Source organism: Oerskovia sp. NPDC056781 (assembly GCF_042789955.1).
Taxonomy (GTDB): domain Bacteria; phylum Actinomycetota; class Actinomycetes; order Actinomycetales; family Cellulomonadaceae; genus Oerskovia; species Oerskovia rustica.
This window is the reverse complement of record NZ_JBHUAD010000296.1, coordinates 1-4,128: the sequence shown is the minus strand read 5'-3', so window position 1 is coordinate 4,128 and position 4,128 is coordinate 1. Positions and strand designations below refer to the sequence as shown.

The following is a 4,128-nucleotide window of genomic DNA, read 5'->3' as shown; positions in this document are numbered from 1 at the left end:
CCTGATCCACGCGGATCAGGGGCATCTGCTCACTTCTCGGCGTCGTTGCTCTTGCGCGCACCTCGCTCCTTCTGGCAGGCTACAAAGTAGTTTGCAGCACAAACCACGATTCGTCGTGATGGAGAAGGAGCCCTCGTGCCCGACCGGACACCCGACGACGAGCAGCCGCTCGACCCCGCCGAGAGCCTGCGTCTCATCGCGGCCCAGCAGGAGAAGGTCAAGGACGTCGAGCCCGACGGCCGGGTCCTCTACGGCGTCTGGGGACTGGCCTGGCTCCTGGGCTACACGACGCTCTACGTCAGCTCGCTGCGCACGGCCGCCCCTCCCACGGCGACCGTGGAGGCCGGGGCGGGCGACGTCGTCGGGCAGCCCGAGCCCTGGGCCTTCCTCGCCTTCACCTTCCTCGTCGTGGGCGCCGTGGCCATCACGATCGTGCACATCATGACGCGCGTGAGCGGGGTCCGCGGCGCGAGCGCCCGCTCGGGCGCGCTCTACGGCTGGGCCTGGTTCATCTCGTTCGCAGCCATGAGCATGGTCCTGGGCGGGCTCGCCCGCGCCGGGGCGAACCCCGAGGTCATGTCACTCGCGAGCAACTCCCTGTCGTGCCTGGTCGTGGGGATCATGTACCTCGCGGGCGGCGCCATGTGGCAGGAGGCCCGCCTCTACGTCCTGGGCGTGTGGATCCTGCTCGTCGCCGGGGCCGCCACGATCGTCGGCCTGCCCGGCCTCTACCTCGTCATGGCCGTCGCGGGCGGGGGCGGGTTCCTGCTCATGGCGTTCGTCGAGCAGGTCCTGCGCGTACGGACCCGTCGCCGGATCGTGGGAGGTGCCCGTGCCTGACGTCGAGCTCGACCCGGTCATCCACGCCCAGGCGCGGCTGCGCGTCGTCGCGACGCTCTCGGCGTTGGGCCCGGGCGACCAGATCGCGTTCCCCAGGCTCCAGAAGCTCCTCGACATGACCGCGGGCAACCTCTCGACGCACCTGCGCAAGCTCGAGGACGCCGAGTACGTGACCGTCACCAAGACCCACGAGGGGCGCACCCCGGCCACCTACATCAGCCTCACCCCTCGCGGGCGCCGTGCCTTCGAGGTCTACACCGAGTCCCTGAGCATGCTCCTGAGAGGAGCCGGATCGTGACCAGCCAGCACTCAGCCGTCAGTCCGGGGCGCGCTGCCGCCCCGACACGAGGAGGCCCGGCCGTGCCGCACGGGTCCCTCGTGTCGGCGCAGCACGTGACCCGCCGCTTCGGCGAGGTCGTCGCGCTCGACGACGTGACCCTCGAGGTCGGGGCCGGTGAGCTCGTCGGGCTCCTGGGGCCCAACGGCGCCGGGAAGTCGACGTTGCTCTCGCTCGTGAGCGGGCAGCGCAAGCCCGACACGGGCGTCGTGCGCCTCTTCGGCGGCGACCCGCGCGACGCCTCGTCCCGCCAAGGCCTGGGCCTCACGCCGCAGGAGACAGGCCTGCCCGCGACGCTCAAGGTCCGCGAGGTCGTCGACTTCGTCGGCAAGCACTACGCGAACCCCGTGCCCACGGGCGAGCTGCTCGAGCAGTTCGGGCTGTCCGAGCTCGCCGGGCGCCAGACCGGGGCCATGTCCGGCGGCCAGAAGCGGCGCCTCGCGGTCGCGCTCTCGCTCGTCGGGCGCCCCCGCGTCGTGCTGCTCGACGAACCCACCACGGGCCTCGACGTCGGGGCGCGTCAGGCGTTGTGGGCCGCGATCCGCGAGTACCACGCGGCCGGCGGGACCGTGCTCCTCACGAGCCACTACCTCGAGGAGGTGCAGGCGCTCGCGCAGCGCGTCGTCGTGATCGACCAGGGCGTGGTCAAGGCCGACGACACGCTCGACGCGATCCTGCGCCGCGTCGGGCTGCGCCGCGTGGTCGTGCGCAGCACCGCTGACCTGGGCGTCGACCTGCCGGGCGTGGTGCGGTCCGAGCGCGCGGCCGACAAGGACGCGGGGGAGTCCGGCGTCTGGCGCTACGAGCTGTTCACGGCTGACGCCGACGAGCTGGTCCGCACGCTCGTGACCTCGGGTCTGCCGTTCCACGGGCTGGAGATCCGGGGCGCGAGCCTCGAGGAGGCGTTCGAGCAGATGGTCTCGCACGCCGTGACCACCGACCATGGCGAGGCCGGGAACCCGACGGGCGCGACGCCGTCGGCCCCCGCGGACCACCAGGCCTCCGAGGAGGAGAGCGAGCGATGAGCACCCAGGCAGCCACCACGACCTCCGGCGTGAGCGGGCGCCCGCCCGGCGCCGCGACCCTCACCTGGATCCACCTCAAGTACCAGTTCCTGGAGACCGTGCGCGTGCCCATCGCGGTCCTCGGGAACCTGCTGTTCCCCGCGCTGGCGATGTTCTTCTTCGTCGTGCCGCAGAAGGAGGTCGCGGGCGACCCCGTCGCGGCGACCACGGCCGTCGCGTCGCTCGGGCTGTTCGCGATCTGCTCCGCGAGCCTGTTCACCTACGGGCTGGGTGTCGCGGAGGACCGGGCGCTGCCGTTCGACCCGTTCCTGCGCTCGCTGCCCGCGGGCCCCGCGCCCCGCATGATCGCGCGTATCCTCAACGGCGGGATCTTCTCGCTGTTCGGGCTCGTGCCGCTCATCCTCATCGGGTGGCTCCTGACCGCGGCCTCCGTGACGTGGACGCAGCTCCTCGCGGGGGTGGGGACCGTGCTGCTCGTGTCGGTGCCGTTCGTGCTGCTGGGTATCGCGATCGGGTACTCGCTGTCCGCCAAGGCAGCGCTGCCCGTGGTGCAGGTCATCCTGTTCCCCCTCGCCTTCGCGGGCGGGCTGTTCCTGCCGCCGTTCCTGTTCCCGCCGTGGCTCGACGCGATCTCGATGACCACCCCGACGCGCGCCGGTCGCGACCTGCTGGTCCAGGCGCTCACGGGCGAGCCGGCGTACGCGCTCGCGTGGGTCGTGCTGCTGGGGTGGACCGTGGTGTTCGCGGTCCTCGCGGTGTGGGCGTACCGCCGCGACGAGGGCCGCCGCTTCAGGTAGCCCCTGCCTCCCGGTGCCGAGAACGAGGTCGTGGTCGTTGTCCCCGTGGACGGCGACCACGACCTCGTTGTCGACGGCGCGGGCATAATGTGATATCACTTTGATAGATGCGGGGCGCCCGGCACCCGTGACCGACGAGAGGACCATCCATGAGCGACACCACCGTCCCCCCGCAGGAGTCCGTGGGCGGCGAGCCGAGCGGACGCCCCGTGGGCCACGACGGGACACGCGTCGACGTGACCGAGCAGCCCGCGTGGTCGCTCGGCGCCGGCGGAGGTGGTCTCGCGATCCTCCTCGTCCTCGTCCTTCTCGGCGGGTCGGTCCCCCTGTTCATGACCAGCACCCCGGTCGGCACCCTGCTCGGCGTGGTCGCGATCGTGCTCGGCCTCCTCGCGCTCACCGCCGTCAAGGTCATCAACCCGGGGCAGACGCTCGTCGTCCAGTTCTTCGGCCGGTACCTCGGGACGATCCGCCGCACCGGGCTCGTCGCCACCGTGCCGCTCTCGACGCGCAAGCGCGTGTCCGTCCGCGTCCGCAACTTCGAGACGAGCGAGCTCAAGGTCAACGACGCCGACGGCAACCCGATCAACATCGCGGCGATCGTCGTGTGGCAGGTGGCCGACACCGCGAAGGCGAGCTTTGCCGTCGAGGACTACACCGACTTCGTCCGCGTCCAGGCCGAGTCGGCGCTGCGCCACGTGGCGATGTCCCACCCGTACGACGACGCCGAGGCCGGCGAGCAGTCGCTGCGCGGCGCGACGGAGGTCGTGTCGGCGGAGATCGCCGCGGAGGTCGCCGCACGTGTCGTGGTGGCGGGTGTCGAGGTCGTCGAGGCCCGCATCTCCAACCTCGCGTACGCCCCCGAGATCGCGCAGGCGATGCTGCAGCGCCAGCAGGCCGGGGCGATCATCGCGGCCCGGTCGAGGATCGTCGAGGGCGCCGTGTCCATGGTCGAGGACGCCCTCCAGCGCCTCGAGGCCGAGTCGATCGTCACGCTCGACGACGAGCGCCGCGCCGCCATGGTGTCGAACCTCCTCGTCGTGCTGTGCAGCGACAGCCGTGCGACCCCCGTCGTCAACGCCGGGTCGCTCTACTCGTGACCCCCGAGGTCCCGGCGTCCGCCCCCGGC

At 71.9% G+C, this 4,128-nt stretch carries 5 protein-coding genes; all 5 read left to right on the top strand.

Annotation, left to right across the window (positions count from 1 at the left end; all coding sequences use genetic code 11):
• Positions 1-135 precede the first annotated feature (135 nt).
• The 5 genes from ACFRCR_RS17390 (at position 136) to ACFRCR_RS17370 (ending at position 4,099) form a co-directional block, all read left to right on the top strand.
• Positions 136-840: a hypothetical protein gene (locus ACFRCR_RS17390; RefSeq protein ID WP_377679284.1), complete on the top strand. Its 705-nt coding sequence runs from the start codon at positions 136-138 to the stop codon at positions 838-840.
• Positions 833-1,138, top strand: coding sequence for a transcriptional regulator (locus ACFRCR_RS17385; protein ID WP_377679282.1), 306 nt, complete (start codon positions 833-835; stop codon positions 1,136-1,138). Before ACFRCR_RS17390 ends, ACFRCR_RS17385 begins: the two co-directional genes overlap by 8 nt.
• Positions 1,139-1,200: 62 nt before the next feature.
• A complete protein-coding gene (locus tag ACFRCR_RS17380) occupies positions 1,201-2,202 on the top strand; it encodes an ABC transporter ATP-binding protein (RefSeq protein WP_377679281.1) in 1,002 nt (333 codons plus the stop codon).
• Complete coding sequence (locus ACFRCR_RS17375; RefSeq protein WP_377679280.1) at positions 2,199-2,999, top strand: ABC transporter permease; 801 nt, start codon at positions 2,199-2,201, stop codon at positions 2,997-2,999. Before ACFRCR_RS17380 ends, ACFRCR_RS17375 begins: the two co-directional genes overlap by 4 nt.
• 149 nt (positions 3,000-3,148) lie before the next feature.
• A complete protein-coding gene (locus ACFRCR_RS17370) occupies positions 3,149-4,099 on the top strand; it encodes an SPFH domain-containing protein (RefSeq protein WP_377679278.1) in 951 nt (316 codons plus the stop codon).
• Positions 4,100-4,128 lie beyond the last annotated feature (29 nt).